The sequence below is a fragment of the Methylocystis silviterrae genome (genome assembly GCF_013350005.1).
Lineage (GTDB): Bacteria > Pseudomonadota > Alphaproteobacteria > Rhizobiales > Beijerinckiaceae > Methylocystis > Methylocystis silviterrae.
In genome coordinates this window covers 222,552-248,865 of the sequence record NZ_JABVWW010000001.1, presented here as the reverse complement: position 1 = coordinate 248,865, position 26,314 = coordinate 222,552, and the positions used below count along the sequence as shown (strand labels likewise).

At 64.0% G+C, this 26,314-nt stretch carries 25 protein-coding genes and 1 tRNA gene; 12 read left to right on the top strand and 14 right to left on the bottom strand.

Annotation, left to right across the window (positions count from 1 at the left end; genetic code table 11):
- Nucleotides 1–4 precede the first annotated feature (4 nt).
- From HUN39_RS01155 to HUN39_RS01125, 7 genes are read right to left on the bottom strand one after another with little or no spacing between them, the layout of a single operon-like run.
- Nucleotides 5–1,300, bottom strand: a complete 1,296-nt coding sequence (locus tag HUN39_RS01155) for a glycosyltransferase family 2 protein (protein WP_175092815.1) — start codon at nt 1,298–1,300, stop codon at nt 5–7.
- Nucleotides 1,301–1,308: 8 nt separating this feature from the next.
- Nucleotides 1,309–2,469, bottom strand: coding sequence for a glycosyltransferase (locus HUN39_RS01150; protein ID WP_175092679.1), 1,161 nt, complete (start codon nt 2,467–2,469; stop codon nt 1,309–1,311).
- A complete protein-coding gene (locus HUN39_RS01145) occupies nt 2,466–3,326 on the bottom strand; it encodes an SDR family NAD(P)-dependent oxidoreductase (protein WP_175092678.1) in 861 nt (286 codons plus the stop codon). The genes HUN39_RS01150 and HUN39_RS01145 overlap by 4 nt, the downstream gene beginning before the upstream one ends.
- A 33-nt stretch (nt 3,327–3,359) precedes the next feature.
- Complete coding sequence (locus HUN39_RS01140; protein ID WP_175092677.1) at nt 3,360–3,764, bottom strand: MaoC family dehydratase; 405 nt, start codon at nt 3,762–3,764, stop codon at nt 3,360–3,362.
- Nucleotides 3,761–4,156, bottom strand: coding sequence for a hypothetical protein (locus HUN39_RS01135; protein ID WP_175092676.1), 396 nt, complete (start codon nt 4,154–4,156; stop codon nt 3,761–3,763). The genes HUN39_RS01140 and HUN39_RS01135 overlap by 4 nt, the downstream gene beginning before the upstream one ends.
- Complete coding sequence (locus HUN39_RS01130; protein WP_175092675.1) at nt 4,146–5,381, bottom strand: beta-ketoacyl-[acyl-carrier-protein] synthase family protein; 1,236 nt, start codon at nt 5,379–5,381, stop codon at nt 4,146–4,148. The genes HUN39_RS01135 and HUN39_RS01130 overlap by 11 nt, the downstream gene beginning before the upstream one ends.
- Nucleotides 5,382–5,657, bottom strand: coding sequence for an acyl carrier protein (locus tag HUN39_RS01125; RefSeq protein ID WP_014890237.1), 276 nt, complete (start codon nt 5,655–5,657; stop codon nt 5,382–5,384).
- Nucleotides 5,658–5,906: 249 nt separating this feature from the next.
- Here HUN39_RS01125 and HUN39_RS01120 point away from each other — a divergent pair, with 249 nt between their 5' ends.
- Both HUN39_RS01120 and HUN39_RS01115 read left to right on the top strand, forming a co-directional pair.
- Nucleotides 5,907–7,814 (top strand): methylmalonyl-CoA mutase subunit beta, encoded by a 1,908-nt coding sequence (locus HUN39_RS01120; protein ID WP_232365835.1) that lies wholly within the window; start codon nt 5,907–5,909, stop codon nt 7,812–7,814.
- The gene (locus tag HUN39_RS01115; RefSeq protein WP_175092674.1) at nt 7,811–8,233 is read left to right on the top strand and encodes a hypothetical protein; all 423 of its coding nucleotides are present in this window, start codon (nt 7,811–7,813) and stop codon (nt 8,231–8,233) included. The genes HUN39_RS01120 and HUN39_RS01115 overlap by 4 nt, the downstream gene beginning before the upstream one ends.
- A 9-nt stretch (nt 8,234–8,242) precedes the next feature.
- Here HUN39_RS01115 and HUN39_RS01110 read toward each other — a convergent pair whose 3' ends face one another.
- From HUN39_RS01110 to HUN39_RS01100, 3 genes are all read right to left on the bottom strand, one after another.
- Nucleotides 8,243–9,592, bottom strand: a complete 1,350-nt coding sequence (locus HUN39_RS01110; protein ID WP_175092673.1) for a L,D-transpeptidase family protein — start codon at nt 9,590–9,592, stop codon at nt 8,243–8,245.
- A 131-nt stretch (nt 9,593–9,723) separates the two neighbouring features.
- Complete coding sequence (locus HUN39_RS01105) at nt 9,724–10,455, bottom strand: arginyltransferase (protein WP_175092672.1); 732 nt, start codon at nt 10,453–10,455, stop codon at nt 9,724–9,726.
- A gap of 85 nt (nt 10,456–10,540) precedes the next feature.
- Nucleotides 10,541–10,984, bottom strand: a complete 444-nt coding sequence (locus HUN39_RS01100) for an RDD family protein (RefSeq protein WP_232365834.1) — start codon at nt 10,982–10,984, stop codon at nt 10,541–10,543.
- 228 nt (nt 10,985–11,212) lie between these two features.
- Here HUN39_RS01100 and HUN39_RS01095 point away from each other — a divergent pair, with 228 nt between their 5' ends.
- Both HUN39_RS01095 and HUN39_RS01090 read left to right on the top strand, forming a co-directional pair.
- Nucleotides 11,213–11,455, top strand: a complete 243-nt coding sequence (locus HUN39_RS01095; RefSeq protein WP_175092671.1) for a DUF2312 domain-containing protein — start codon at nt 11,213–11,215, stop codon at nt 11,453–11,455.
- Between the two features lie 85 nt (nt 11,456–11,540).
- A complete protein-coding gene (locus HUN39_RS01090) occupies nt 11,541–13,046 on the top strand; it encodes a bifunctional aminoglycoside phosphotransferase/ATP-binding protein (RefSeq protein ID WP_175092670.1) in 1,506 nt (501 codons plus the stop codon).
- A 153-nt stretch (nt 13,047–13,199) separates the two neighbouring features.
- Here the strand turns inward: HUN39_RS01090 and HUN39_RS01085 are convergent, their stop codons facing one another.
- Nucleotides 13,200–14,183: a zinc-dependent alcohol dehydrogenase family protein gene (locus HUN39_RS01085; RefSeq protein WP_175092813.1), complete on the bottom strand. Its 984-nt coding sequence runs from the start codon at nt 14,181–14,183 to the stop codon at nt 13,200–13,202.
- A gap of 8 nt (nt 14,184–14,191) precedes the next feature.
- A complete protein-coding gene (locus tag HUN39_RS01080; protein WP_175092669.1) occupies nt 14,192–14,623 on the bottom strand; it encodes a GNAT family N-acetyltransferase in 432 nt (143 codons plus the stop codon).
- On the opposite strand from HUN39_RS01080, the gene HUN39_RS01075 reads away from it, so the two are divergent.
- Nucleotides 14,622–15,608 (top strand): polysaccharide deacetylase family protein, encoded by a 987-nt coding sequence (locus tag HUN39_RS01075; RefSeq protein ID WP_232365833.1) that lies wholly within the window; start codon nt 14,622–14,624, stop codon nt 15,606–15,608. The genes HUN39_RS01080 and HUN39_RS01075 overlap by 2 nt on opposite strands.
- Before the next feature lie 20 nt (nt 15,609–15,628).
- Here HUN39_RS01075 and HUN39_RS01070 read toward each other — a convergent pair whose 3' ends face one another.
- Together HUN39_RS01070 and HUN39_RS01065 are read right to left on the bottom strand one after the other, a co-directional pair.
- Nucleotides 15,629–16,045, bottom strand: coding sequence for a DUF1036 domain-containing protein (locus HUN39_RS01070; RefSeq protein ID WP_018408936.1), 417 nt, complete (start codon nt 16,043–16,045; stop codon nt 15,629–15,631).
- Nucleotides 16,046–16,090: 45 nt separating this feature from the next.
- Nucleotides 16,091–16,384, bottom strand: a complete 294-nt coding sequence (locus HUN39_RS01065; RefSeq protein WP_175092668.1) for a hypothetical protein — start codon at nt 16,382–16,384, stop codon at nt 16,091–16,093.
- 351 nt (nt 16,385–16,735) lie between these two features.
- Between HUN39_RS01065 and secA the strand changes: the two genes are divergently transcribed.
- The 7 genes from secA to HUN39_RS01030 all read left to right on the top strand — a co-directional run bounded on the left by secA (nt 16,736) and on the right by HUN39_RS01030 (nt 26,228).
- Nucleotides 16,736–19,558 (top strand): preprotein translocase subunit SecA, encoded by a 2,823-nt coding sequence (secA, locus tag HUN39_RS01060; RefSeq protein WP_175092667.1) that lies wholly within the window; start codon nt 16,736–16,738, stop codon nt 19,556–19,558.
- A gap of 19 nt (nt 19,559–19,577) precedes the next feature.
- Nucleotides 19,578–19,991, top strand: a complete 414-nt coding sequence (locus tag HUN39_RS01055; protein ID WP_175092666.1) for a surface-adhesin E family protein — start codon at nt 19,578–19,580, stop codon at nt 19,989–19,991.
- 83 nt (nt 19,992–20,074) lie between these two features.
- Nucleotides 20,075–21,295, top strand: coding sequence for a 6-phosphofructokinase (locus HUN39_RS01050; RefSeq protein WP_175092665.1), 1,221 nt, complete (start codon nt 20,075–20,077; stop codon nt 21,293–21,295).
- Nucleotides 21,296–21,528: 233 nt separating this feature from the next.
- Nucleotides 21,529–22,794: an ATP-dependent Clp protease ATP-binding subunit ClpX gene (clpX, locus tag HUN39_RS01045; protein WP_014890255.1), complete on the top strand. Its 1,266-nt coding sequence runs from the start codon at nt 21,529–21,531 to the stop codon at nt 22,792–22,794.
- 233 nt (nt 22,795–23,027) lie between these two features.
- Nucleotides 23,028–25,451, top strand: coding sequence for an endopeptidase La (gene lon / locus HUN39_RS01040; protein WP_175092664.1), 2,424 nt, complete (start codon nt 23,028–23,030; stop codon nt 25,449–25,451).
- A gap of 277 nt (nt 25,452–25,728) precedes the next feature.
- Nucleotides 25,729–26,010: an HU family DNA-binding protein gene (locus HUN39_RS01035; protein WP_041927143.1), complete on the top strand. Its 282-nt coding sequence runs from the start codon at nt 25,729–25,731 to the stop codon at nt 26,008–26,010.
- Nucleotides 26,011–26,152: 142 nt separating this feature from the next.
- Nucleotides 26,153–26,228 (top strand) — tRNA-Val (locus HUN39_RS01030).
- Nucleotides 26,229–26,314: the final 86 nt, after the last annotated feature.

The window sequence follows — 26,314 nt, the reverse complement described above, 5'->3', positions numbered from 1 at the left end:
CGCCCTACTCCACCTCAGCGTCGATCGGCGTCGCCGCTTCATGGTCGAGCTTGGGCGTGCGCTTGAACGTCGATTTACGCCCGCGCAGGGTTTGGAGGATCTTCGCGCCATTGGCGAAGGCGAGATAGATCATCAGCGGCGGAATCGACGCGACCGTTTTCACATAATCGGCGAGGGTCCCGCGCTTGAGCGCCAGATAGGGCGGCAGCGTGATGCCGAGCGCCACCAGGACCGTCATGAGTCCGATGATCTCCAACATCCCGGCGAAGGGCGCGAGCGATCCGTGCAGGATCACGCCAAGGAAGAAGGCGATGAGTCCGATGGCGGCTGTGGGGAAGAAAATCTGATGAGCGATCAGCGAGATCGCCATCACGCGGCGCGTCAGGCTCCATGGCGAACGCCAGATCGGCAGGACGGTCTTTTGCGCGACCTGCACGAATCCGTTCGACCATCGCCTTTGCTGGCGGCGGAAATCGCGGATTCCCTCCGGCACCTGACCGGGAATCGGCGGCTCCGAGACAAAAAGCCCATGCCATCCCTGGAGCGCCGCGCGCACGGTGAGGTCGAGGTCCTCGCATAGCGAATAGTCGGACCAGCCGCCGGCGTCCTCGACCGTCGCGCGTCGCCAGATTCCGCCGGTGCCGTTGAATTGAAAGAGCCAGCCGGCATGCGCGCGTGAGCGCTGTTCGACGAGATAATGGCCGTCCTGCACGAGGCCCTGGGCGCGCGTCAGCCAGTTTTTCTCGAAATTCTGGAACTCGCAGCGCGACTGCACGAAGCCGATGCGCTCGTCGGTCAGAAAAAGCGGGACCGTTCGTTTGAGCCAATTGGGCGGCGGACGGAAGTCGGCGTCGAGCATGGCGACAAAGGGTTCGTGGGTGAGCGTGAGGCCATGCGCGCAGGCCCCCGCCTTGAAGCCCGAGCGATCGGCGCGCCGCACATGGTCGATCACGGCGCCGCCGACGCGAAGCTCCGCCGCCACCGCGTCTGCCCGCGCGCTCGTCTCGTCCGTCGAATCGTCGAGAAGCTGGATGCGCAGCCTATCCTTGGGCCAGTCGAGAAGCGCGACGCAGCGCAACGACTGCTCGGTCACGAGCGGCTCGTTGAAAACGGGGATCTGAAGCACGACCCGCGGCAGATCCGTGTCAGGGATGGCAGGCGCTTCGGGATCGCGCACGCCGCGCAGCTGGTCGTGACAGAAGCGGCCGATGACGATCAGATAGCCGATTCCGATCGCCATCAGGATCGAAGCGCAGACCATCGCGACCGCGTCGACGAGGAATTGAAAAAGCCCCAGCACCAAACGGCCTATCCTTCTTCGTGCGGAACCGGCGAGGGCTTCGCCCCGGCGCGCGCGTTCACGCTGTCCCTCGCCCAAACCACCTGGTCAGTGACCCAGGCGTTCAACCAGACCGCCAGCATCGTCGCCTCGCGGACCACAAACACCGCAGGCGCAGCCCACGATAACTGCCATCCTTTGGCCACAGAAAGCAATGTCTCAAGCGCAAACCACAGCATAAGCGTCCCCGACGCGGCGGCAATTGGCGAAATCCCGACGAGCGGGGCCGCGAGCGCTGAAGCGATAACTGCTGGAACCGCTTGGCATATTGGCTCGGCGAGGAATGAGATGAGTTCGTCGCTGCGGCGAATGACGCTCCAGCGCAATTGCCGCTGATAAACATCGTCGAACGTGCGCGCGCCGAGCTCCTGACGAACAAGCCTGTGGGAAAAGACCGGGCGTTTGCCGATCCGCCGCATCGCCTTGGCCAAGGCGTTGTCTTCGCCGACCGTATGGGAAATCGCGTCAAAGCCTCCCGCGCGCAGGAAATCCGAACGTCGAAACAGCATGATTTTGCCGACGCCATGCCCCTGCCCCAGCGCCGAGGCGAGAAACAGCATGCGGGCATGCGGACCGTTAATGATCGCAGCCTCGACTTGCGCGGCGAAATTCTCGAGTCGTGCACAATACGGGATGGCGCAGACGAGCCCGACATCGTCCGTCAGCTGCCTGACGTGCTGCGCCAGCGCGTCCGGCTCAAGCAGCACATTGGCGTCCTTCATCAGTATGACGTCGTGCGTCGCCTGCATGAACGGCGCATAAAGATTATCGACCTTCGGACTGACCGCGAATTTCGCTGTCGAGCGGAGAATGCGCGACGGAACAGACGGGTGACGCGCGAAAATGGCGCGCATGCGCTCGACGGCCGGCTCCTTGATGTCGGTTGCGGAGACGGTCACGTCGAAATCGCGGTAGTGCTGCGTCAGCGCGGACTCTTGCGTGCGGTCGAACTGGTCCTCGAGCATCTTGACGGGAAGCACGACCGAGACCGGCGGCTGGTCTCGGCGCGTGGCGCGGCGCGCGGCAAGCCAGGGCTGCGCGATCGTCGCCGCGACAGAGACGACAAGCAAAGCGACGGCGATCATCCAATAGCCGCCTGCGGCCCAAGTAAGGACGGTGTAGGCCGTCACGAATTCTCCCGTTCCGGCGTCTCTGGCACTTCGGCAGGAAACTGGCGCATGACGCCATCGACGAGCGCCGCCGGCAAGAGGGAGAAGAGGCGCATCGCCCAATACATATAACGCGGAAAGGCGATGACGTTGCGACGGCGCTCCAGCCCGTTCTTGATGATGCGCGCGGCTTCTCCGTCGGACATGGCGCTGGGCTGCCAGGATTCGACGCCCGCCGACGCCGATGTCTTTAGGCGAGTGCGCGCCGAAAGGGGCGTCTTCACGATGGTGCGCGCCGACATGGGCGTCTTCACATAACCCGGCACGATCAGCGCGACATGCACGCCATGGGCTGCGAGCTGGGCGCGCAGGGAGTCCGCCCACATGTGCACGCACGCCTTCGCCGCACAATAGGCCGGCGAATGCGGGAGCGCGCGCACGCCGGCCATCGAGCCGACAATAGCGATTCTGCCACTCTTACGGGCGCACATCGGCAGAATTGCCGGCTCGACCGTGTTGAAGACGCCATCAACATTGATCTTGAGCATTGCTCGGACCGCCTCGGGCGTTTCGAGAAGCTGGCCGGGCGAAAGGCCCGTCGCGACGCCGGCGTTGGCGACGAGAATGTCGATGGGGCGCTTTTCATGCGCAGATTGAACGATACGCGCCATCGCGTCGCGATCCCGCACGTCGGCGACATGGGTCTCCGCCTCCTCTGCGCCGGCTGCGAGACAGGCGCGCGCGGCGGCGTCGAGCCGCTCGGCGTCGCGGCCAAGCAAGACAAGGCTCGCGCCTTCGCGCGCATAGGCGAGCGCCAAGGCGCGCCCAATGCCGCTTGAGGCGCCGGTGATAAGAACCCGAACAGCGCTCTTAGCCATATGCGCGCCCCGCTCCACGGCGCAGCCGATCATTCATGTGGCCGCCCTCGGCCGCAAGGTCGCTTCGCCGACGATGCCGGGCGCCCGCGCCGCGCCATAGGCCACCAGACGGACGAAAATCTCGTTTTCGGTGGCGCGCAACACGCGGCCCGACAGCCTGACGGTCTCGCCGCGCAAGATCGGCTGCACGAACTTCCCCGCAAGCGAAGCGATGACGAGGTCGCCGCGCCAGGCCCTCAGCATCGGTTCAAACGCAGCCAGAAGCTTCATGCCATGTACCGGCGGCGCGGCGAGCCCGATCGCCGCCGCCACGGCGTCGTCGAGATGCAATGGATTGGCGTCGCCCGAGACCTCGGCGTAGCGCGCAAGCGAAGGCGCGTCGAATGGGCCTATGACGGTCTCCGGCAGTTTGTCGCCGACCTTGATGGGATCGCTCATGACGCGCTTCCAAATCCCGCGCGCGGCACGAGCCGCAATATGGTTTCGATTCGTGCGCAAGGCTCGCCTTGCGGCGTTGCGACTGTCCCGACCATCGTCAGACGCGGCGGCTCTTCGTCGCTGCTCATGGTGACGCTCAAGTCGTAACTCTCACCCGCGACGAGGGGCGCGTCATAGGAAAAGCTCTGCGACTCATGCACCGGCACGACGTCGCGCCGGGCGCAAAGGTCGCGCACAACCGAAAAAAGCGAAGGCTCGGCAAGCCAGATCGCCGGATAGGCGAGCGGAACGCTTGCGCCGTCGCCGCCGGTTTCTTGCGCATAGGCCGCGGCGCGCGCCGGATCAACGCGCAGCCGAAAAGGCCCCAGCGCAAGCGGCCGGTCAGACTGCATGACGCACGATCAGCACGGCGTTGATCCCTCCGAAAGCGAAGGAGTTCGACATGGCGGCGTCGATCTTGTGCTTGCGCGCCGCGTTCGGGACGACGTCAAGCGGGCACTTGGGGTCGTGCTCCAGAAAATTGATGGTCGGCGGCGCGATCTGTTCGCGAAGCGCCTGTATGGTGATGGCGAGTTCCAAGCCGCCGCTCGCGCCGAGCGCGTGGCCGTGAATAGGTTTCGTCGACGACACCGGCACGACCCGTCCATAATCGCCAAACACGCGCAGAATCGCTTCGGCTTCGGTGATGTCGTTGGCGTGGGTCGCGGTGCCGTGCGCGTTGACGTAATGAATCTCCTGCGGAGCCATTCCCGCATCTTCGAGCGCCAGGGCGATCGCGTTCGACGCGCCTTCAAGATCCGGCCGCACGGGATCCTTGGCGTCGCTCGTCGTGCCGTAGCCGGCGAGTTCGCATAGGGGCGCGTGGCCGCGCGCTCGCGCCGCCTCCTCCGTTTCCAGGACGAAAACCGCCGCGCCTTCGCCAAGCGACATGCCGTTGCGGCCTTTGGAGAAGGGGCGGCACAAATTCGGGCTCAGCACGCGAAGGCCTTCCCACGCGCGGATCGTCGCGTTGATGACGCAGGCCTCGGCGCCGCCGACGATGGCCTTGTCCACAAGGCCCTGTCGGATCATCTGCATGCCAAGTCCGATCGACTGCGTCGCCGAGGAGCAGGCGCTTCCGATCGCGAATGTCGGGCCGTGGCAAGAATAGCGCATCCCCAGGGTCGCAGGCGCGGCGCTCGGGATGAGCTTGGGAACGCTCAACATCTCGGGCCGCGTTCCTTCGACATAATAGCGGTAGATGCCGTCCTCGATCGTCGTCATGCCGCCGATGCCGGAGCCGATGATGACGGCCGTTCTCGGCCCGGCGACGTCCTTGCGTCCGAAACCCGCCTGCGCCACCGCTTCGTCGGCGGCGACGATGCAGAACTGCGTAAAGGGATCGCAGAACGGAAGAACGTTGGGTTCGATGTAGTCGGCGGGATTGAAGTCGGGGACCTGCGCCGCGATCTTGATGCGCCCGTCATAAGGGCGCTCTGTCTTGAGCGGACGAATCTGGGCGACGCCGTCGCGCGCCGCTTCCCACAGCTTTTGCGCGCCGACTCCAGAGGCGCCAACCGCGCCCATGCCAGAAATGACGACGCGGCGCCCCTCGGCCCGCGCTCGCGAGAATGCCATTTACTGCTTCTCGCGCTCTTTCTGGATGTGGTCCGCGATCGCCTCGATCAGACTTTTGACGTCTTTGGCTTCCTGCAGCGACCCGTCCATGGGGATGTAGACGTTGAACTTCTCCTCCAGCGCCGTGAGAATCATAACGATGTCGACGGATTTGAGGTCGAGGCTCTCGATCGACGCGTCGGGGGTGATCTTGCTTTTGTCGACCATGCCTTCCGACGCGATCACTTCGATGATCTCGTCGACGAGCTGATTCTTGTCCTGCGGATTATCAGTCACGAATCCCTCCGTTTCAGGCTCTGCGCCGCCCACGACAACTCGCGCTCGCGCGCGACGCATTGACGCGGCGGCGCCGATCCAGCGCCTTTAAATCTGGGCGCGTGGCCAGAACCGCCCGCCTCTGGCTCTTCCGCTCCAGCGCCCCTTTTCCCGCCCTCGGGCGCAGTCGGCACTGGTTAAGGCGTTTGGCCTCGAAAATAAAGCCCGCCGCGCCCTCGGCGGATTTGCAGTGGCCCGGCGGAGCGCTTCATGCGAAAACGCCGCCCGAAACAACGGAGGGCGACAGCGAACATGACGGGACAGGAGACGGCGCTGGCGGGGGTCTTTCCGCAGGCCACTGACGCGCAGTGGCGCGTTCTTGTTGAGCGGGCGCTCAAAGGCGCGTCCTTCGAAACGCTCGTCTCCAAGAGCTATGACGGGCTTTCCATTGAGCCCATCTACGCCCGCGCCGCCGGTTCGCCCTTCCCCGTGCTACGCAAAACCCCCGGCCGCTGGGCGATTCTCGCGCGCGTCGACGTCCCCAACGCAGAGGCCGCCAACCGCTTGGCGCTGCTGGACCTCGACGGCGGCGCCGACGGACTGCATCTCGTTTTCGCCGGCTCGATCGGCGCCTACGGCGGGGGTCTCGTCGGCGACGACGATGACGCAATCGCTCACGCGCTCGCCAATGTTCGCCTCGACTACGGCATTCCGCTGACGTTGGACTCTTCGCCGCGCGCGCCTGGCGCCGCGCAGGCGCTCATGCGTTTTGTCGACCGCCAACATATTGAACCGTCGCTCACCCGCGTTTCGATGGGCTTCGATCCGCTGGGCGCGCAGGCGCGGCACGGATTCGCTGCGGAGCCCTGGACGCAAGTCTCCCGAAGCTTCGCGCGGGACGTGAAGGCGGCCGCCGACGCCGGCTTCGTCTACGCGACCGCCGTCGCCGACGCCCGCGTCGTGCATTCGGCGGGCGGGACCGAGTCGCAGGAGCTGGCTTTCGCGCTTTCTTCCGGGCTCGCCTATCTCCGCGCGCTGGCGGACGCCGGAGTCGACCTCGATTCGGCGCGCGATCTGATCGCATTCCGATTCTGCGCCGACGCCGACGAATTGCTGGGCGTCGCCAAATTCCGCGCCGCGCGGCGCCTTTGGGCGCGCGTTGAAGAGGCCTGCGGCCTCTCTCCCAAGCCGGCGCTGGTCTTCGCCGAGACAGGCTGGCGGATGATGTCGCGGCGCGACCCGTGGAACAATATTTTGCGTGGGACGCTCGCCGCGTTCTCGGCGGCGATCGGCGGCGCCGACGCCGTCTCCGTGCTCCCCTTCACCCAGGCGCTCGGCGCCCCCGACGAATTCGCGCGGCGGCTGGCGCGAGACACCCAGCTCGTGCTGCAGGACGAATCCCATATCGACGCCGTCGACGATCCGACGAGCGGCGCGGGCGGCTTCGAGGCGCTGACAGACGCGCTGTGCGCGCGGGCGTGGGGGCTTTTTCAGCAGATCGAGGCGGAAGGCGGCCTTCCCAAAGCGTTGGAGACGGGAGCCTTTCAGGCGGGCGTCGCCGAAGCCGCCGCGTTGCGTGCGAAGAACGTCGCGCGCGCCAAGGATAAGCTCATCGGCGCGAACCAGTTTCCCGACATTCACGAGGGCGCGCTCGACGTTCTCGCGCCCTATGACGCAGCGGCTGAAACCGTTGAGCCGCCAAAAGGCGCGCGAAAGTGCGCTCCGCTTGCGCCAAGCCGTCTCGCCGAGCCCTTCGAGCGGCTGCGTGAAGAGTCGGATGAGCGCCTCGCCAAGTTGGGCGTTCGCCCGAAGATTTTCCTCGCAAATCTCGGCCCCGTCGCGGCATTCACCGCGCGAGCGAATTTCGCCAAGAATTTTTTCGAGGCCGGCGGCGTCGAAGCGGTTTTTGGACCCGAAACCGAGTCCACGACCGAATTGGTCGACGCCTACCGGGAGTGTGGCGCCAAACTCGCTTGCCTCTGTTCGTCCGACAGGATCTACGGAGACTCGGCTGAAACGGCGGCGCTGGCGCTAAAGGGCGCAGGCGCTGGGCTTTATCTCGCCGGCCGGCCGGGCGACCTCGAGGAGCGTCTGCGCCATGCGGGCGTGACAGAGTTTATCTACGCAGGCTGCGACATGCACGGCGCGCTGCGACGCGCGCTTTCGGAGGCCAAATGAGAACTCTAGCGTTGGCGCTTGTGGTCTGCGTAGCGGCCCAGGGAGCGTCCGCCAAGCAGCCGCGGGGCCAAAGGGCGCAGCCGGACAACGAACGAGCCCTGACAGGCCCGGTCGGCGATCCAAACGGCAGATGGAACATCGAAGCGACGACGACCGTCGGAGAGTGTCGCAGTCTCATTCCGCCGTCTTTCGACATCGTCGGCAATAAAATCGCCGCCGCGCCGGGGCCGGCTGCCTCATTCTGGGGCTATGTTGACGAGGACGGCACAATCGTGGCGCGATTCACCGGCGACGGCGAGCGGGTCGTGCGCTTCCACGGAACGCTGCGGGGCGGCAGGGGCTCCGGCCCTTGGTCATCGTCGACCGACCTTTGCGGCGGAACCTGGCGCGCGTCGCGCAGCGCCGCTGCGGCGCAATAAGCGCCGCAGTTACCGGGGACGCTCCTCAAAATAGCTGTCGTCGTCGCTCGGGAACAGTCCTTCGCCGCGCACCGGACGCGCCGCCTGCACCACTGTCGGCGCCGGCGAATCGGCCCCGGCGGACCGCACGCCAAGCCCGTCGCGCTGGTAGATGTCGTCGCGGAACTGGGTGACGCCGTCCGGCGCCGCCCACGCGGTGATGTAGACCCAGTAGACCGGCACGGCCGGCGTGATCTTGACGTCCACGCGTTCGCCGGAGGCGATCACCTCGTCAATGTGGTCGCGGTCCCAGCCGGGCGTCTCCTTCAAGAGCCAGGCGACATAGTCGCGAACGTTCTGAAGCCGGATGCAGCCCGAAGAGACGAAGCGGAAGTCGTCGCCAAAAACGCCTTTAGCGGGCGTGTCGTGCATGTAAACGCCGTAGGGGTTGGCGATGTCGATGCGCACGACGCCAAGCGAGTTGAAATCCCCGCCGATGTCCTGGCGGAAGCGGAAATTGAGCGCGTCGAGCGAGCGCCAATTGATCTGCTCGGGCTGTAGCTCCTGATTGTCCTTGCCGTAGACGCGGATGTGATTGGCGTTGAGGTAGTTTGGATCCGCCTGCATCTTGGGGATCAAATCCTTGCGGATCACCGACGCCGGCACGGTCCAGAACGGATTGAAGTTGACCTGGATCGCCTTGGTCTGCATCACCGGCGACTGGCGGTCGATCTTGCCGACGCCGGCCATGTGATGGGTGACGACCTCGCCGTTCTCGACTGTCTCCACCGAAGCGGCCGGGATGTTGGCGGTGACGTAGCGGTTGCCGAGGCCGTGTGAAAAACTACGCAGACGCACCAGGTTGGTCTCGAGCTGCTTCAGCCGGGTCTCAGCCGGCACATTCATCGCCTGAACGGTCTGCTGATTGACGACGCCGGTCGGAATGATGCCGTGGCGCGCCTGAAACCGGCGCACCGCCGCTTCGACATAGGAGTCGAACACCGGGCTCGCGCCGGTTTCGGCCCCAATGTCGCCGGAGACGACCAGGCGGCGGCGTAACGCCGAGACCACCGGACTGTTCGAGCCCAGCCGCAGCTGTTGGCCGGCCGGCACCTGCGGCCAGCCGCCATTGGCCGCGATTTCGCGCAAGCGCTCGATCGCCGCTTCCGTGGCGGCCACCGTATGAGTCGAAAGTATGGGGGTCGTCGAGCGCGAGACGGTCAGGCGGGCGTCGGCGTCATAACGCTGCGCCCACTCGGCCTGTCCGTCCTGGTCCCAGGCGGCTGAGGCGGGCGTGAGAGCGAACGCGCCAAGGACGAGCGCGGCGCCGCGGGCAAGCTGGAAAATTGCGGATTCTCGCACAGATCGCTCCAATCGCATCGCCGGTGTATTCCGGCGGTCAAGCCGAAAGGCGACGCCGCCTAGAGGACCGCGCCGGCTCTTTCGATCGAGTTGTGCATCTTCGGCGTTAACAAGGCGCGAATAGTCCGGCGATTTTGTGGCCTGCCGGGCTAGTCCACGCGAACCCAGCCGCTCATGCCCAGGCGCTCTTGAGGCAGGAAGCGCGACTTATATTCCATCTTGCGCGAACCTTCGACCCAATAGCCCAGGTACACATGCGGCAGACCAAAGGCGCGGGCGCGCTCCGCATGGTCCAGAATCATGAAGGCCCCGAGCGACCTGTGCTCGAGTTCAGGCTCATAGAAGGAATAGACCATCGACAGCCCGTCGGAGAGCCGGTCAGTCAAGCAGCAGGCGACGAGCGCGCCGATCTCGCCATTGCCTTGGGCGAGACGATATTCGACGAGCCGCGTGTCGACGTGGCTGTCTTCGATCATCATCTGATAGTCGATCATGCTCATGTCGGCCATGCCGCCGTCGGAATGGCGGGCGCTGACGTAGCGGCGAAACAAGGCGTATTGCTCAGGCGTCGCCCGCGCCGGCCGTGTTTCGGCGACAAGCTCTGCGTTACGCCGGCGGATGCGCCGCATGCCGCGCGACGGCGTGAACTCGTCGATCTTGACTCGCACCGACACGCAGGCTCGGCACTGCTCGCAAGCGGGGCGGTAGGCGATGGTCTGCGAGCGACGGAAGCCGGATTGCGTCAGCGTGTCATTGAGCGCGGGCGCGCGCAGCCCGATCAGATGCGTGAAGACCTTCCGCTCCTCGCGGCCCGGCAAATAGGGGCACGGCGCCGGAGAGGTCAGATAGAATTGCGGCGCGTCGCGCGGCTCTTTCGTCACGCTCTAAGGTCCCAGATCCAATACTAATCTAGAGCGCCCACATGGCGTGCGCCAAGGGAGATTTACGGCGTCGAAGTTGCGGATTTTAAGACGAGCGCCGTAAAACGATGACGTCCGCGAGCATGTCGTGCAGGCAGCGCTTGTCGCCCATAAACAGCGAGAGTAGCAGCAGCGGCGGGAATAGCCAGGTGACATAAAACAGCACGGCATGGACGGCCGCCTGCAGAAACGGCACCGGGTCTCCGTCCATGGTGCGCATCTCCAGGTCCATGAACGCCATGCCAGGCGTCGCCATTCTCCGCCCCGACACCGTCAGACCATTGTAGAAAAAGGCGACGATCGGAAACAGCGGCGGCAGGATGAATGCCGACAATCCGGCGCTGAGGATGAACAGAGCGACGAACAGCGCCGCCGACATGCCGGCGACGAGAATCAAATCGAGCATGACGGCGATGATGCGGCGCGTCCGCACGCCCTCCAGCGCCTGTGGCGGAATGTAAGGCGCGGCGCGCGCCCCGATTGGGGCCATTGGGCGCTCACGACTGGAAAAGGGATCCCGCTCGGTCATCAATTTAAGGCCTTTCTGGTGGCCCGCCAAAGATCGGCGACCTTAAGGCCGGTTTCAAGTGCGCCGCTCGGGGTGCGGAATTCGGGGATTAGTGGCCCCGCCGCCTTGACGAGCGCCGCCAGTTTGTCGCAAGGCTCCCGCCCATCCGGCGCGCGCCCCGCCCGCCCGGAGCAGCCTCGGGAATTGCACATGACCAGCAACGCCGTCGACGGCGGACATTTGCGCGCCTTCATCGAGCGGATCGAGAAGCTCGAGGAGGAAAAGCGTGCGATCAGCGACGACATCAAGGACGTCTACGCGGAAGCGAAAGGGACGGGGTTCGACCCCAAGGTGATGCGCAAGATCGTGTCGATACGCCGTCTGGATAAGCACAAGCGGGAGGAGGAGGAGGAAATCCTCGACCTCTATCTTTCCGCGCTCGGCATGGAATAGGCTGAATCAAACCCAAAGCGGACTGGCCGCGGGGGACGGTTCGCCTCATGCACGGCGTCAGCGGGCGCGAGTTCCGAGACTCCACATGGATTTTGGCGCGCAAGATGAAGTCGTGCGCTTTCTCGCCTCGCTCGATGGCGGCGCGGAGCGGCTCGTCACGACTCACATTTCCGTCGTCGCGCTCTGCGGAACGCACGCCTATAAGCTGAAGAAGGCGGTGGTCTTCCCCTATCTCGACTTCTCGACGCCGAGCCGCCGATGGGAGATGTGCGAGCGCGAAGCGACGCTCAATAAAAGCTTCGCGCCCGAAATTTATCTCGGCGCGCATCGCGTGACCCGCGAGACGGATGGGCGGCTGACGCTCGACGGCGCGGGCGAGATGATCGACGCCGTGGTCGTCATGCGGCGCTTCGTCGACGAAGACCTCTTCGAACAGATTGCGAAGGACGGCCGCCTGACGCCCGCGATGGTGGAGGCCCTGGCGCGTCGAGTCGCGAAGACCCATGACGAGGCGACGCCGAACTATGAAAAGGGCGGCGCGGCGGCGATGCGCCGAACGCTGGACGATACGGCTTTGAGCTTGCACAACGCGGCGCCCGCAAGCGCCGAGCACATCGATGTGCTTGTCGCGCGCCTCAACGGAGTCCTCGACGCGCAAGGCGCGCTTCTCGACGCACGCAAGGCGCGGGGTAAGGTGCGCCGCTGCCATGGCGATCTGACGCTGCGCAACATCTGTCTGTTCGAGGGCGCCCCGACGCTCTTCGACTGCCTCGAGTTCGACGACGAGATCGCAACAATCGACGTGCTGTATGACGTCGGCTTCCTGCTGATGGATCTCTGGCGGGTCGGCGCGTTTGGCTGCGCCAATCTAGCGTTGAACCGCTATCTCGACGCCCGCGACGAAACTGATGGCCTGCCGCTGCTTCCCTTCTTCATGTCGCTGCGCGCCGCGATACGCGCGCATGTCGAGGCGTCGCAACACAACGCCGAACGCGCGCGCCTCTATTTCGATCTCGCGATGACTCTGCTTGCGCCGGCGAAAGCCGCCGTCATTGCAATCGGAGGTCTCAGCGGGTCAGGAAAATCGAGCGTCGCCGCGGCGCTTGCGCCCGTCATCGGATGTCCGCCCGGCGCGCGCGTCATCAACAGCGATCGCATTCGCAAACGGCTCTTCGGCGTCGCGCCGACCGCGCGTCTTCCGCAAGAGGCCTATGCCAGCGCAGTTTCGGCGAGGGTGTATGGCGAGATGTTTGACGTATCGGCGCGAACGGCCGCGCTCGGCTGGCCTGTCATCGTCGACGCCGTCTTCGATCGTCCCGAGGATCGCGAAGCGATAAGAGCGGCGGCCGAAGGCGCGCAAGCGCCATTCTTTGGGGTCTGGCTCGATCTCGATCTCGACCGCCGCGCGGCGCGCGTCGAAGCGCGCGTCAACGACGTGTCCGACGCCACACGCGACGTGCTGGCCAAGCAAATGGAGAAGGCGACGGGCGAGATCGACTGGCTCAAGATCGACGCCTCGAAGGATGCGGCGACGATCGCCGCCGAGATTGAGAATGCTTTGAAGTCGTCGTCGCAAACCGCCAAACTGTGATGTCATTCCCAACGCGCGCGAAGCGCGCGATCCAGAATCCAGAACGAAACCCATCACTCATGCCATTGCTCTGGATTCCCGGTCAGGCCTTCGGCCTGCCGGGAATGACAATCGGCACGCGCCTATCATTGCGGACGCGTAAGCGATCACGGCTCACGGAATGAGCACCGCGGCGCCTTGCAGCCGACCCTCGCGAAGATCGGCGAGCGCCTCATTCGCCCGCGCCAGAGGATAGCGCGTCGCATGCATTTTCAGCGGAATCGTCGGCGCGAGCGCGAGAAATTCGCGCGCGTCTTCGCGCGTGAGATTGGCGACCGAAAGCAGTCGACGCTCCTCCCAAAGCAGCGCGTATGGAAAGCTCGGAATGTCGCTCATGTGAATGCCGCCGCAAACGACTGCGCCGCCCTTCTTCGTCGCGGCGAGCGCGCGCGGAATGAGCGCGCCGACCGGCGCAAAAATCAGCGCGGCGTCGAGCGGCTCCGGAGAGGGCGCGTCTGAGTCTTGCGCCGAGGCCGCGCCGAGCGACAGCGCGAAATCGGCCGCCGACTGATCGCCCGGCCGAACAAATGCGTGAACGCGCTTGCCTTGAGCGATCGCAACCTGAGCAATGATGTGGGCGGCGGCGCCGAAGCCGTAGATGCCAATCGCTTCCGCCGGACCCGCCATCTTCAATGTGCGCCAGCCGATGAGGCCCGCGCACAGCAGCGGCGCGAGCGTCGCCGAGTCGCCGGTCTCGGGCAGCGGGAAACAGTAGGACGCGTCGGCGATCGTATGGGTGGCGTAGCCGCCATCGCGCGTATAGCCGGTGAAGAGCGGATCGTCGCACAGATTTTCGCGCGCGCTCAGACAGTAGGGGCAATGCCCGCAGGTATGGCCAAGCCAGGGAACGCCAACCCGCTGTCCAAGCGAGAAGCCCGTCACGCTCGGACCGATCGCCTCGACGCGCCCGACGATCTCGTGGCCTGGAACGATCGGAAGCTTCGGCCGGGTCAGTTCGCCGTCAACGACATGGAGATCGGTGCGGCAAACGCCGCAAGCCTCGATCTTGAGCCGCAACTCGCCGACGCCGAGCGACGGGATCGGCCGCTCCTCCATGACGAGCGGCGCGTGGGGCCGCGGCAGGACCATGGCTTTCATGATCTCAGTCATCGGAGAGGCTTGCTCAGGGAGATGCGGCTGTGGCCCGGCGGAAAATCCGCGATTTCGCCCACGCGCGCGAAGCCGAGCCTCTCATAGAATGCGGCGACGCGTTTCTCGAATGTGTCGATATAGACGCCGACGCAACCGCGATCCCGCGCGAGGCGCTCCGCCTCCCGCATCAGCCCGGCGCCGAGGCCCTGGCCGCGCCGCGACTCCGCCACCCAGAGATGCCGCACATAGGCCCATCGCCAATGGATGAGGCCATTGACCCCGCCGATCAGCGCGTCATCTTCCCCGCGCGCCAGAATGGAGAAAGGCGTTTCGTCCCGCACCCCAAAACGTTCGCCAAGCGCCGCGCCGAGACGCGCCGAAAGCTCCGCTGATTCCGCCGTTTCGATCGACAGAGCGAGCTTCTCAATCTCGAAGATTTTAGCCATGGTCTTGCGCATGACTCGGATGTTCGGCCTCCTATTTTGCGCGCGCCTCGCCGGCGCCGCAACGGCCTATGGCGCGGAGGCCCCCTGCGCGCCGGTCGAAATCGCGACGTCTCCGACGCCGGCGGCCTCGCGCGTCAAGAATTATGCGCCGGTTTTGGAGAGCTGCGCGAGCGAAAGCGGCTCAACGCGGCTCGCCATCCGGCGCATGAGCGTCGACGGGACGCTGCTGATCCTGACGGTCGACCCGCAATCGCTGCAGACGTCGCTGGAGCGGGCGGCATGCTGGCGCTGCGAAGCGACGAGCGACGCGGCGCAGGCCGAGACGCGCTATCTCCAGGCGCTGCATCCGCCGCAAGACCCGACGCGTCCGCCGGCGCTCGTCAACGCCGGCCTCATTCACGGCGCCGGCGGCGGCGGGGCCTTTGTGACCGGCGACCTCTGCCCGAGCCGCAAGTCGCTGGACCGCGCCTTCTTCGAAAAGCTCGCCGCGCTAGGCAAGCATACGCCCGTGATGCTCGCCGTCTCCGGCGGCTGGATCGCCCGCCACGGCGCCGACTTCGCCTGGCTGCGCGAGAAGGCGCGCGGCGGCGCGCTCGACATCGCCTGGGCCAATCATTCCTACAGCCATCCCTATGTTCGCCGCCTTCCGGACGGGCGGAATTACTTCCTACGGCCAGGCGTGGACGTCGATCGCGAGATTTTCGAGACGGAAAAGCTCATGATCGCCCAGGGCGAGACGCCGTCGGTGTTTTTTCGCTTTCCGGGACTCGTCGCCGACGCCGCGCTGCTGGAGAACGTCCGCAGCCGGCATCTCATCGCGCTCGGCGCCGACTCCTGGCTCGCGCTCGGCTTAAGGCCCCGCCCGGGCTCGATCGTGCTCGTGCACCCCAACGGCAATGAGCCGATCGGTATAAAGCTGTTTTTGCGGCTGATGCAGACCGGAGTGATGCCGTTGCCCCTGCGCCCCATCAATGAGGCTCCATGAGTCCCCTGTTTGACGAGCCCCTATTTGACAAGATTGATCGTGTAATTGTTGTAGCTGCCGATATATTTCTCGCGGAAGCCGACCGTCCGGCATGTCGGCGAGCAACAGGTGTTGATGCACCACTCGTAGGCGCTCTGGGGCACGCATGTGTTGAAAGGGCCGCTCCACACAGCGCCGTCGTTCGACTCGGCATACCAATAATAGTAGGTGTTGACGCTCTGCAGATCTTTGCCGAAGACGGTTTTCGTCTGGCCCGGCTCTAATTTCCACCACCCCTTTTTCGTCCAATCGCCGCCGTCCGAACAGCCCGGCGAATACCAAAGAAATGAAACCCACACCGTGGCCTTGGTGGTGTTGCGGAACTTGAACCAGGCCTGAGCGGCGCTCGGCGCACAGACGATGCTGAGCGTGGCCAATAAGATCAAAAATCTGCGCATGGTCCCCTCCCCTGCGAAAAATGCGCGGGACGCGATCGAAAAGAATTAAGGCTTGGGCGTGGGCTGGGCCGCAGGGTCGCGGCGGATGGACCGCGCCTTGGTGGGAACTTGCGGCTCTTTGGAAACTTCGCCGACGCCCGGCCGGGCGTCTTCCTCGCCCGAGACGGGCTTCTTGCTCTGCGGCGCGGCTTCTTCCTTGGGAGGCGCCTTTTCGCCGAAGTGCTCCGTCGGGCTCACACCGGCTTCGGAAGGGGTTCGGCGCTGAGCCTCCGCCGTCGCGCCGCCAAGAAAAACTGCGGCGATAAGAGCGGCGAAAAACGTATAATGAGGGCTTGCCAATGGGACCTCCTTAATTCTGTTCCGAATATGAACGCGCGACAAAAAAACGATTGATGAAGCGACGCTAGGCTTGGGGCTGGCCGCCGTCAACATCCGTTTGGCTTACCCTCAGGCGATGGGGATCGGCCCTGATCCACTTGGCGCCCGCGCCGCCAAATCCCTTACATTGACAAGGTTTCCGGCGGCTCTTATCTCTCCGGCGGAAACGCCGCGTCGGTCTCGGCGCCTCGCCGCAATTGGGGCGATGTCGCAGGCGTATGTTATTCATGCATTATGCGACGTTCCGCCGGCCGCCGTTCCCCGGCGCGCCGAGAAGGCGGCAGACGCTGCTCGGGAGAAAGGTTCGCAAGGATGATCGGCGCACTCGCCAAGAAGATTTTCGGCACGGCCAATGACCGCCGGCTCAAGACCTACGCGCCGAAGGTCAACGCGATCAACGCCCTGGAGGCGGACGTCGAAGCGCTGACCGACGACGAGCTGAAGGACCGAACCCGCCAGTTCCGCGAAGAGCTCGCCGCCGGCAAGACGCTCGACGATCTGCTTGTTCCCGCATTCGCCACGGTGCGCGAGGCGGCCAAGCGCACCCTCGGGCAGCGCCATTTCGACGTTCAGCTCATCGGCGGCATGGTGCTGCATGAAGGCGCTATCGCCGAGATGCGCACCGGCGAAGGCAAGACTCTCGTCGCCACGCTCGCCGTCTATCTCAACGCGCTCGCCGGCAAAGGCGTCCATGTCGTCACGGTGAACGACTATCTCGCCAAGCGCGACTCCGAATGGATGGGGCAGATCTACAGATTTCTCGGCATGAGCGTCGGGGTCGTGGTGCATGACCTCATGGACGAGGATCGCGCCGCCGCCTACGCCTGCGACATCACCTACGGCACCAACAACGAATTCGGCTTCGACTATCTGCGCGACAATATGAAATATGAATTCTCGCAGATGGTTCAGCGCGGACATAATTATGCGATCGTCGACGAAGTGGACTCGATCCTGATCGACGAGGCGCGCACGCCGCTCATTATTTCGGGCGCCATCGACGACAAGTCCGATCTCTACAACACGATCGACAAGCTGGTCCCCAAGCTCAACGCCGACGACTTCGAACTCGACGAGAAGCAGCGCACGGTTCATCTGACCGACGCCGGCAATGAGCATATGGAAGAGCTGCTGACCGAGGCCGGCGCGCTGACCGAAGGCGCGCTGTACGAGGCGCACAACGTGACGCTCGTGCATCACGTCAATCAGGCGCTGCGCGCGCATAAGCTCTTCCAGAAGGACAAGGATTACATCGTCCGCAAGGGCGAGGTGGTCATCATCGACGAATTCACCGGCCGCATGATGCCGGGCCGCCGCTATTCGGAAGGCCTGCATCAGGCGCTCGAGGCGAAGGAGCATGTTCAGGTTCAGCCTGAAAACGTCACGCTCGCGTCGATCACCTTCCAAAATTACTTTCGCCTCTACGGCAAGCTCGCCGGCATGACCGGCACGGCGTCGACCGAGGCGAATGAATTCGCCGAAATCTACAAGCTGGACGTCGTCGAAATTCCGACGAACCGCGAGGTCTGCCGCCTCGACCAGGATGATGAGGTCTATCGCACGTCCAAGGAGAAGCTCGGCGCCATCGCCGCCGAGATCCAGGACGCGAACGGGCGGATGCAGCCGCTTCTCGTCGGCACCACGTCGATCGAGAAGTCGGAGCAGCTGGCGGAGTTCCTGCTCGCGCAGGGCTATACGATGATCGACTTCGTCGAATCCAAGGGACTGACCAAGCTCTACGAGGCGGCGCGTTCGGGCAAGCCGTCGAAGCTTTTCGCGGTGCTCAACGCGCGCTTCCACGAACAGGAAGCCTATATCGTCGCGGAAGCCGGCGTGCCCGGCGCGATCACCATCGCCACCAACATGGCCGGCCGCGGCACCGACATTCAGCTGGGCGGCAACGTCGAGATGCGCGTGATGCAGGAATGCGCCGGCCTCGAAGGCGACGCGCGCACCAAGAAGGAAGCGGAAATCCGCGAGGAGGTCGCGGACTTCAAGGAGAAGGCCATCGCCGCCGGCGGCCTCTACATCATCGGCACCGAGCGTCACGAGAGCCGGCGCATCGATAATCAGCTGCGCGGCCGCTCCGGACGTCAGGGCGACCCGGGCCGCTCAAAATTCTTCCTGTCGCTGCAAGACGATCTCATGCGCATCTTCGGCTCCGAGCGCATGGATTCGATGCTGGTGAAGCTTGGCCTGCAGGAGGGCGAAGCCATCGTCCATACGTGGATCAACAAGGCGATCGAGAAGGCGCAGCATAAGGTCGAGGCGCGCAACTTCGACATCCGCAAGAACATCCTCAAGTTCGACAACGTCATGAACGACCAGCGCAAGGTGATCTTCGAGCGCCGGCTCGAAATCATGGATGAGGAGAGCGTCGAGGAGCAGACCGCCGACATGCGCGCCGACGTGGTCGACGCGATGGTGTCGCAGCACATCCCGCATGACGCCTACGCCGAGGCCTGGGACGTCGACGGGCTGGCGGAAGACGTCAAAACGAAGCTCAATCTGGATCTGCCGGTCGCCGACTGGGCGAAGGAAGAAGGCATCGCCGACGAAGAACTCAAGGAGCGTCTGCTGGAGGCGGCCGACGCCGCATACGCCGAACGCGTCGAAAAGAACACTGAGCCGCTGATGCGCATGATCGAGAAGCAGGTCGTCCTGCAGTCTCTCGATACGCTGTGGCGCGAACATCTCGTCGCGCTCGACCACCTTCGGCAGGTGATCGGCTGGCGCGGCTTGGCGCAGCGCGATCCGCTCAACGAGTATAAGTCCGAAGCGCTCGAGCTCTTCAAGGGCCTGATGACGCGGTGGGACGAAACGGTGACCACGCAATTGATGCGAGTCGAAGTGTCCTTCGAGGCCCCGCCTTCCGCGCCGCCGGAGCTGCCGCCGATGGAAATGTCGCATCCAAATCCCGAGGCGCTGATCGGCGGCGGACAGCAGCTTGCGCTCGATGAGCTCAATACGCGTCTCGCGGGGGTCGATTTCTCGGCGCGCGGGCTCGCGGTCAGCGAGGCGCCCCCTACGCGCGACGCGACCAATCCCGCCACTTGGGGCAAGGTGGGCCGCAATGAGCCCTGCCCATGCGGATCGGGCAAGAAATACAAGCATTGCCACGGCGCTCTTGTCTAAGCCGAGGATGCGGACAGCGATGTGGAAGATCAGCGTCTCGGCTCTCCTGTCGACGCTGGCGTCTTCGGCATCGGCCCGCGTCGAATGGGTGCAGGTCTCCAAGGACGATTTTTCGACCGTCTATATGGACCCTGGCTCGCGTCGGACGTCGCCCGACGGAATCGTCACGGTCGACGCCCTGACGGATTACAACGCCGCCTCGCCAAAAGCCGCCGCATTCGGCCTTGCCGAAAAGGGGCTGTCGGAAATCGAGAAGGTGTCGCTCGATTGCGCCAATCGGAAATACAGGTCCGAGGGCGGTGGCTGGCGGCAGGGCCAGATGGGCCAAGGAAAGATCACCAAGCCATATCCGCCGAAAAACGAATGGTCGCCGGCGCCGCCCTACTACGAAGGACTCTTCGCCAAGGTCTGCGCGAGCACGTCCTCGGAATAGCGGTCGGATCGATTTGAACCGCCTCGCGCCTGAGAATATAAGCGCAGCGCGGTTGAAGCGCCGCGGGTTTCCAGGAGCTTGTCGTGACCGCCATTGATTATTCTAAAGTGCTCGTCGCTCAGGGCGGCGGCCCCACCGCCGTCATCAATCAGTCGCTCGTCGGGGCCGTGCTGGAGTCCCGCAAATTTCGCGAGGTCGAGCGGGTTTATGGCGCCTTCCACGGCGTTCGCGGCGTCGTCAACGAGGATTTCGTCGACCTCACGCAGGAGACGACCCATAATCTCGAACTCGTCGCCTGCACCCCGTCTTCGGCGCTCGGCTCAACGCGCGACAAGCCGGACCTCAAATATTGTCAGGAAATCTTCCGCGTCCTGCGCGCGCATGGGATCGGCTGTTTTTTCTATATCGGCGGCAATGATTCGTCGGACACGGTGCGCATCGTCTCGCAGGAGGCCCAAAGCGCCGGCTATCCGCTACGGACGGTTCACATTCCAAAAACCATCGACAACGATCTGATGGTCAACGACCACACGCCGGGCTTCCCCTCGGCGGCGCGCTGGGTGGCGCAGGCGTTCGCCGGCGCCAATCTCGACAATTGGGCTCTCCCCGGTGTGTATATCGCGATCGTCATGGGCCGGCACGCGGGCTTTCTGACCGCCGCCTCGGCGCTCGGCAAGAAATTCCCCGACGACGGCCCGCATCTCATCTATATCCCTGAGCGCGCCTTCATCGTCGACAAATTCCTCGCCGACGTTAAGGCGACGATGGCGAAATACGGCCGCTGCGTCGTTGCCGTGTCAGAAGGCGTCTGCGACGAAAACCATACGCCCATCGCCGAAAAGCTGGCCAAGGCGGTGGAGCGCGACGATCACGGCAATGTCCATCTGGGCGGCGGCGCGCTGGCCGACGAACTCACCCGCCTCGTGAAGGATCGGCTCGGATTCAAGCGGGTGCGAGCCGATACATTCGGCTATGTGCAGAGGAGCTTCGTCGGCTGCGTTTCCGACGTCGACCAGCGCGAGGCGCGCGAGGTCGGCGAAAAGGCCGTGCAATACGCCATTTGGGGCGACCGCGACGGCTCGGTGACGATCCACCGGACCGGCTTTTATTCGGTCGACTATCAGTTGACGCCGCTTGAAGAGATCGCCGCAAAGACAAAAGTCATGCCGGACGAATACATTAGCCCCTGCGGCACGGACGTCACCGACGCCTTCCGGATGTATCTGCGTCCCTTGCTTGGAAGCGGCATGCCGGACGCCTATCGGCTACGGCTCAATCGGGTTCCCAAGATCCTGACCGCCTGAGCCGTTCCGCGAGGGCGCCTTTCTTGCTTCAACAGAGTTTCCAGCGAAGGTTGCAATTAGGCCGTCGTGTAAAATACACTAAGTGGTCATGGTTCTCGGGCGCTCGTCGCTGACGACCGAAACTGGATGGGGAAACGGGCACGCCAGCCGCTTCCACTTTTTGTTAGTCTGGCGCCGGTAACACAGATGTTCGGGCCGATTCGCCCGGCAAGCCGGCCCGATAGGAGAGCAATATGAGCAAGGTCGGCGGCGGCGATTCCAAGAACACGCTTTACTGCTCCTTTTGTGGCAAGAGCCAGCACGAGGTCCGTAAGCTCATCGCCGGACCGACGGTGTTCATCTGCGATGAATGCGTCGAATTGTGCATGGACATCATCCGCGAGGAGAACAAGTCCTCGCTGGTCAAGCAGCGCGACGGCATTCCTACCCCGCGAGAGATTTGTAAGGTTTTGGACGACTATGTCATCGGCCAGTCACAGGCCAAGCGGGTGCTCTCGGTGGCGGTCCACAACCATTACAAGCGCCTCAACCACGCGACCAAGCATGGCGACGTGGAGCTGGCGAAGTCCAACATCCTGCTGATCGGACCGACCGGCGTCGGCAAGACCATGCTGGCGCAGACTCTAGCGCGCATCCTGGATGTTCCGTTCACCATGGCCGACGCCACGACCCTGACCGAAGCGGGCTACGTCGGCGAGGACGTCGAAAATATCATTCTCAAGCTTCTGCAGGCGTCGGACTATAATGTCGAACGCGCCCAGCGCGGCATCGTCTATGTAGACGAAATCGACAAGATTTCGCGCAAGTCCGACAATCCTTCGATCACCCGCGACGTTTCGGGCGAAGGCGTGCAGCAGGCGCTCTTGAAGATCATGGAGGGCACCGTCGCCTCCGTGCCGCCGCAAGGCGGTCGCAAGCATCCCCAGCAGGAGTTCCTGCAGGTCGACACGACGAACATCCTGTTCATCTGTGGCGGCGCTTTCGCGGGGCTCGAAAAGATCATCTCCGCCCGCGGGCGCAACACGTCGATCGGCTTCGCCGCCACCGTGCAGTCGCCCGACGAACGGCGCACCGGCGACATTTTTAGGCAAGTGCAGCCGGAAGACCTGCTGAAATTTGGGCTCATCCCCGAATTCGTCGGCCGCCTCCCGGTCATTGCGACGCTCGAGGATCTTGACGAGGACGCCCTCAAGCGGATCCTGACCGAGCCTAAGAACGCGCTGGTCAAGCAGTATCAGCGGCTTTTCGAGATGGAAAACGTCGAGCTCACCTTCCAGGACGACGCGCTGTCGTCCGTCGCGCGCAAGGCGATCGAACGGCGCACCGGCGCCCGCGGCCTGCGCTCGATCATGGAAGGGATCTTGCTAGACACGATGTTCGATCTGCCAGGTTTGGAGGGAGTCGAACAGGTTGTGATCGGACCGGAAGTCGTCGAGGGCAAAGCCCGGCCGCTCTATATTTACTCCGAACGCAGCGAAAAAAGCGGCGCGAGCGCCTGACGCGCGAAGACGAAGCGACGGCGACGCACGCGGGTTTAAGCTTCGGCGCCGCAGCGCCTTGAATCGATTGTTCGCGTAACCATTTGCGTTAACGGGGCTGTCGGGCGCATCCGCCGGCGGTCTTTAATTGGCGCGAAGTCGGCGGGCGACCGTATTCGCGGCCTAAACCCAAAATCGCCCTGCGGTCTCGCGCCGCCGCTTTAGCGGGACGCGTCAAGGACAGGACAAAAAGAATGTCGAACGAAAAGCGAGACGCCGTCACCCCCGGAACCATCGAAAGCTATCCGGTGCTGCCGCTGCGCGACATTGTCGTCTTTCCGCACATGATCGTTCCTCTGTTCGTCGCGCGCGAGAAATCCATCCGCGCGCTCGAAGAGGTGACGAAATCCGACAGGCTCATTCTGCTGGCGACGCAGAAGAACGCGGGCGATGACGATCCCTCGGCCGACGCGATCTATCCGATCGGAACGCTCGCCTCGGTGTTGCAGCTTCTGAAGCTGCCCGACGGCACGGTGAAGGTGCTGGTCGAAGGCGTCGCGCGCGCCAGCGTTCGCACATACACACGCGCGGACGATTATTACGAAGCGGACGCCGAAGTTGTCGCCGACGATCTCGCCTCTCCGGTCGAGGTCGAAGCGCTTGGCCGGTCGGTGATCGCCGAATTCGAAAGCTATGTGAAGCTCAACAAGCGGGTCTCTTCCGAGGTCGTCGGCGCGGTGACGCAGATCGACGACTATTCGAAGCTCGCCGACACGGTCGCGTCTCACCTGTCGGTGAAGATCGCCGAGAAGCAGGACGTGCTTGAGACGGTCAGCGTCGCGCGCCGCCTCGAGAAATGTCTGTCGCTGATGGAGAGCGAGATCTCGGTCCTGCAGGTCGAGAAGCGCATTCGCACGCGCGTCAAGCGTCAGATGGAGAAGACGCAGCGCGAATACTATCTCAACGAGCAGATGAAGGCGATCCAGAAGGAATTGGGCGACGAGGACGGCAAGGACGATCTCGCCGAGCTCGAGGAGCGCATCAAGAACACCAAGCTTTCCAAGGAAGCGCGCGACAAGGCCTTCGCCGAGTTCAAGAAGCTGCGGCAGATGTCGCCGATGTCCGCCGAAGCCACCGTCGTGAGGAACTACCTTGACTGGATCCTGTCGATCCCGTGGGGCAAGCGCTCAAAGGTGAAGCGGGATCTCGGACAGGCGGAGGAAGTGCTCGACGCCGAGCACTTCGGCCTCGAGAAGGTCAAGGAGCGCATCCTTGAATATCTCGCCGTGCAGAGCCGCGCCAACAAGTTGACGGGACCGATCCTCTGCCTCGTCGGCCCGCCCGGAGTCGGCAAGACCTCGCTCGGCAAGTCCATCGCCAAGGCCACGGGCCGCGATTTCGTGCGCATGTCGCTGGGCGGCGTGCGCGACGAAGCGGAAATCCGCGGCCATCGGCGTACGTACATCGGCTCGATGCCCGGCAAGATCATCCAGTCGATGCGCAAGGCGAAGACGTCCAATCCGCTCTTTCTCTTGGACGAGATCGACAAGATGGGCATGGACTTCCGCGGCGATCCGTCGTCGGCCTTGCTCGAAGTGCTGGACCCAGAGCAGAACGCGACCTTCAACGACCATTACCTCGAAGTCGACTACGACCTTTCGAATGTGATGTTCGTGACGACGGCGAATACGCTCAATATTCCGGCGCCGCTGATGGACCGCATGGAAATCATTCGCATCGCCGGCTACACGGAAGATGAGAAGCTCGAGATCGCGCGCAGGCACCTGATCCCCAGTGCGGTGCATAAGCACGGCCTTTCGCCCGACGAATGGATGATCGCCGACGACGGGCTGCTCACCCTCATTCGCCGCTATACGCGCGAAGCGGGCGTGCGCAATCTGGAGCGCGAACTCTCGAACCTCTCGCGCAAGGCGGTGAAGGAAATCCTTCTTAAGAAGAAGGAGAAGATCCTCATCACGAGCGAGAACATCGCCGATTATCTCGGCGTGCCGAAGTTCCGCTATGGCGAGGCCGAACTCGAAGATCAGGTTGGCGTCGTGACCGGACTCGCCTGGACCGAGGTCGGCGGCGAATTGCTGACGATCGAAGGAGTCATGATGCCCGGCAAGGGCAAGATGACCGTGACGGGCAATCTGCGCGACGTCATGAAGGAGTCGATCTCCGCGGCGGCGTCCTATGTGCGCTCGCGCGCGGTCGACTTCGGCGTTGAACCGCCGGTCTTCGACCGACGCGACTTCCATGTGCACGTGCCGGAAGGCGCGACGCCCAAGGATGGACCGTCGGCTGGCGTGGCGATGGCGACCGCCATCGTCTCGATCATCACCGGCATTCCCGTCCGGCGCGACATCGCCATGACTGGCGAGATCACGCTGCGCGGCCGCGTCTTGCCGATCGGCGGCTTGAAGGAGAAGCTGCTGGCGGCGCTGCGTGGCGGCTTGAAGAAAGTGCTGATCCCAGAGGAGAACGCCAAGGATCTGGCGGACATCCCGGACGCGGTGAAGAACCGCCTGGAAATCGTGCCCGTCGCGCGCATGGAAGAGGTGCTGCGGCACGCGCTGATCTCCCAGCCGACGCCGATCGAATGGCGGGAAGACGCCGCCGCGATCGCCAAGCACGCCGTCAGCGACGATGACGGCACCGGCGTCCGCGCGCACTGATCGCAGAGCCTTCAACACCTCAAGAGCCTCGCTCCTCCCAGAGCGGGGCTCTTTCCCTTTGGGCGGCTAGGATGCGTGCTGCAGCCCCCAGATTGCATGAACATTTCGCCGCCGAGCCGCCATTTCCCCCGGAAAACCAGCGGTTCTGCGCCTTTGGCGGCCGCTAACCCTTGCTTTTCCTGCGATTCGCGACCAACACTCCATCGCTGCGCAACGCCGATTCGAGGTCGCGCATTCTTACGCCGGGCGGCTCGCAGTGAAGGAGAAGGAAAAAGCCATGAACAAACTGGAACTCGTCGAGCACGTCGCGAGCGAGACGGACAGCTCGAAAGCGGCGGCGGCCGCCGCCATCGACGCCGTCATCGACGGCATCACGAAGGCCCTCAAGAAGGGCGACGAAGTTCGCCTCGTCGGCTTCGGCACCTTTTCGGTCAAGAAGCGCGCCGCCGGCAAAGGACGCAACCCGGCGACCGGCGAAGAAATCAAGATTGCCGCATCCAAGAGCGCCCGCTTCAAGCCCGGCGCGACGCTGAAGACCGCGCTCAACAAAGCCAAGTAGCTGGGCGCGGGGAAGCGCTGGCGTCGCAGGCGTTTTTCGATACTTCGCATGACGGCCGTCGGAGCCCCGGCGGCCGTAGTTTTGAGCCGGCTTGCCTCGCGCCGCACCCGCCCTTAAAACCCGGCGGGCGCGCATCGTGTCGGGGCGGTTAGCTCAGTTGGTAGAGCATCTCGTTTACACCGAGAGGGTCGGCGGTTCGAGACCGTCACCGCCCACCATTGGCGCCCACGAGACGGCGCGGGCTCGCTGCGGGAATTGGTGTTCCAAAGCCCAGGATTTCACTTTAGCTTGTTGGGACTAGGAA